The sequence below is a fragment of the Caldicoprobacter sp. genome (genome assembly GCF_047459465.1).
In the GTDB taxonomy this organism is placed as follows: domain Bacteria; phylum Bacillota; class Clostridia; order Caldicoprobacterales; family Caldicoprobacteraceae; genus Caldicoprobacter.
This window is the reverse complement of sequence record NZ_VSCO01000175.1, coordinates 1-3,287: the sequence shown is the minus strand read 5'-3', so window position 1 is coordinate 3,287 and position 3,287 is coordinate 1. Positions and strand designations below refer to the sequence as shown.

At 44.6% G+C, this 3,287-nt stretch carries 4 protein-coding genes and 1 pseudogene; 1 reads left to right on the top strand and 4 read right to left on the bottom strand.

Translation table 11 applies throughout. From position 1 onward, the window contains the following. Window positions 1–645: aldo/keto reductase (locus FWJ59_RS08835; protein ID WP_414481575.1), on the top strand; the 645-nt coding region annotated here is incomplete at its 5' end. Window positions 646–1,199: 554 nt separating this feature from the next. Here the strand turns inward: FWJ59_RS08835 and FWJ59_RS08830 are convergent. The 4 genes and pseudogenes from FWJ59_RS08830 to FWJ59_RS08815 all read right to left on the bottom strand — a co-directional run. Further along, window positions 1,200–1,325, bottom strand: coding sequence for an ABC transporter permease subunit (locus FWJ59_RS08830; RefSeq protein WP_414481576.1), 126 nt, complete (start codon window positions 1,323–1,325; stop codon window positions 1,200–1,202). A 57-nt stretch (window positions 1,326–1,382) separates the two neighbouring features. Further along, the gene (locus FWJ59_RS08825) at window positions 1,383–2,117 is read right to left on the bottom strand and encodes a vitamin B12 dependent methionine synthase (RefSeq protein WP_414481574.1); all 735 of its coding nucleotides are present in this window, start codon (window positions 2,115–2,117) and stop codon (window positions 1,383–1,385) included. A 36-nt stretch (window positions 2,118–2,153) separates the two neighbouring features. Continuing rightward, window positions 2,154–3,011: a damage-control phosphatase ARMT1 family protein gene (locus FWJ59_RS08820; RefSeq protein ID WP_414481573.1), complete on the bottom strand. Its 858-nt coding sequence runs from the start codon at window positions 3,009–3,011 to the stop codon at window positions 2,154–2,156. 31 nt (window positions 3,012–3,042) lie between these two features. After that, window positions 3,043–3,287 (bottom strand): annotated as a pseudogene (locus tag FWJ59_RS08815) (glucose-6-phosphate isomerase); the annotation flags it as partial.

The following is a 3,287-nucleotide window of genomic DNA, read 5'->3' as shown; positions in this document are numbered from 1 at the left end:
GCATATGACTGGAAGATGTGCCAGATACAGCTCAATTTCCTTGATGAGAACTATCAAGCTGGCGTAGAAGGCATGCGATACGCCGCGTCTAAAGGGATACCCGTCGTTATAATGGAACCCTTAAAGGGTGGCAGGCTTGCCCATAACATACCCAGGGATATTCAGGAGCTATGGAATAGCTTCCATATAAAGCGTTCGCCGGTTGAATGGGCATTTAGATGGCTGTACAACTTCCCAGAGGTAACAGTCATCTTAAGCGGCGTCAGCACTATGGAACAGCTTAAGGAAAACATCGAGATATTCAAAAACGCAGCGCCCAATTCGATGACGGAAGAAGAGCTTGATCTGGTTAGAAGGGTAAAAGCCGCATATGAAAGTAAGATAAAGGTCAGCTGTACGTCCTGCAACTATTGCATGCCCTGTCCTTCGGGGATAAATATCCCCAGGATATTCAGCCTGTATAATAACGCCTCTATGTATGATGACATTGCGGGGCAGAGCAAAGAATATAAAAAGCTCATAGAGGAAAACGCAGATGCCTCTCATTGTGTAGAATGTGGCCAGTGCGAAAGCGCATGCCCGCAGAGCATACCTATAATAGAGAAGCTCAAGGAAGCCCATGAGGTGCTGAGTCAGAATATATGAGATTATCAAAAAGCTCCTTGCCTTTTCAGCAAAACGGCAAGGAGCTTTTTGAACTCTTCCAAGGAGTCACATAATGGCAGTTCAGCTCTATACCATTGTAAACCAACCTATCGATATTTTAGGCGTGGTAATAGGTAAACCATGATAACTGATATCTCCCCCCACCCTAATTCATCTGCGAGGATAAACAGAACATTTGGCTTTTCCGCATGTAATTTCTCCTTAATAATTTTGATCTCTTAAACTGATCTTTTATCATACCAAACCTGTACGTTCTATGCTTTTCATAAAACGTCGCTGCAAGAACAAATACATTACTATCAGCGGCAAAATTACCAACAAAACACCAGCCATTAAAGTGGGCCATATTGTGTACATTTGATTCAATTGGTCAACTTCTGAAATACTAAATTCTTCTCCCTCTATCATTCTTAAAGTGGCATACATATTGGTTAAATTCATGGGGAGAAGCCAGTTTTTGGGTCTAGTTAAATAAACGGCAGGCTCATAGTAATCATTCCAGTGCCATACCGTTCCCAGTACAGTACATACTACTATGATCGTCTTTGAATAGGCAAAACTATATTCCAAAATATTCTAAAAGTGCTACAACCGTCTATACGGGCGGAATTCTGAAGTTCTGTAGGCAATCCTATAAAGAACTGTCTAAAAAGAAATATAAATAACCCTCCCTTAGTCCCATCCCAAAAAACGTAGGAACTATAAGAGGCAAATACTTAATAAGACTTTGCAAGCTCAGGGTCATACGGCGCCCTCCTGCCGGGGCAGTTTTCCCTTGAGCACAGCTTGCAGTTCTCAAAGTCGATGTCAGTAGAAAATCGTATGCCCGATATCGATTTTATGGGCAACATCAAACAGCTGTCAGTCAATTTCACACCTATATATCGCTCAGGATCAACTAATATCTGAAAGAGTTGCCTCTGCTGGCTTATTGGCCAATCTTGTAACGAACCCGGATTCATGCTGGAGGTTTTGCCAGGACGGAAATTCTCATCAAGATGCTTTTCAAAAGCCTTTTGAGCTTCACGGAGAGCCATCTCCTTAATGCCATCCGCCCAATATCTTTCAAGAATATCATCCATGGTCTCGGACCATTTCTCCAGTTCGGTACCACAAGTGGCAATGTAGGGAAACACCCTATATACTTTCTCCAGATTGGTGCGAAGTATGCGGCTGGTCAATTTAACTCCGTCCACTATTACGAAATCATCGCCCTTATCCTCTATATAGGCTTCCTTGTACAAAACCTTGGGCCTGCCTATCTCTTGGGCCTGGCGCACCAGCTCCTCCACCCTAGCTGCATCGTGGCTGCCCGGCTGCAAGTGAAAACGCTCAAGAAGCTTACTAACGTCAACATTCCAGGAAATATCATCCATCAAGATTAATCCCACAGCCCATCCCCCATCCTCATGGAACTCAACACGACAACAACATCCCACCTTTCTTATCATCTTCGGTTTTCTTTTTCGATACCCCTTGATACAATTTTACACGGTGAAAAACACAACATCATCCAACGCTACTCCCGCAACCTTTGCCACCTCATCGCATTTTATCTTTAGCAAAAAGAACACCCTACCCCGCGCCATGTCATACTGCTCAAGGGATTCAAAATTGGCCTGCCCCTTGGATATGATGAGAGGAGCCTTGTTCAGCGCATCAGCAAATTCTTGGGACATGTGATTAAAGCTCACTCCCAAGAACCGCGATCCCGTGGTGATCACCCTTGCTACCTTGTCCATATCCACATAAATGGCATCTTCCATGGTAGAATCGTTAAGCACAGGTCCATCTTTGACGACATACGTTACTCTTTTACCCAGCTTAATCAGCTCTTCCACCAATATCTTGTCAAATACGATCTCTCCCGCATTGTCACCCAAAAACAACACTTCGTCGACATTCTTCAGTTTTTGCCTAAACGTATCATAATGATCCTTTGAAAAGCCTGTATTCAAGCTGTAGCGGAGCTCCCCTTCAATGTCAAAACTTCTCCTTATGCCGAGGTCAATGACATTTCCCGCTACAGCTATTTTAAGAGCGGTATACAGCTTGTCTTCATATTCCTCCAACATCCGCTTTAAGCGGGGATACAACTCCAGCGCCAGGTCATTGGACTGCCTTTTTACTTCTTTATAAGGGTCATCTATTCCCATGAGCTCATATGTCTTCAAAACGGCATAGGTAGAATTCTCGGCAGGGGTAGCATTTCTGTCAAACCCCTTCACGTAATCCATGAGCTTGAACAGTATCTCATGCTGGGTATCTTCATCCACCCCTGCCATTCTCATACACGACACAGCCTGCTTCAGATAGCAATGCACGCAATCAACCGTAGCTTTCAACCCCGCTATCCCCCCTCTTTTGTGCTATATATTATATTATATATTCCTGGCGCTTTTTTGGCCTACCCTCCAGTTCCACCCTCTTCTCCTCATAGCCCGGACGGCCCATAAGCGCATACGTAGCATTCTTGCCTTCCTCCACTCCTGGCTGGTCATAGGCATTTATGCCCAGCAGCTCGCCCGCAAACGCCGTTTCCACTTCCAGAAGATAAATCAGCTGTCCCACGGTAAATGCATTGACCTCCGGCAGTATGATTGTCCTGTTCATCCGCTTTG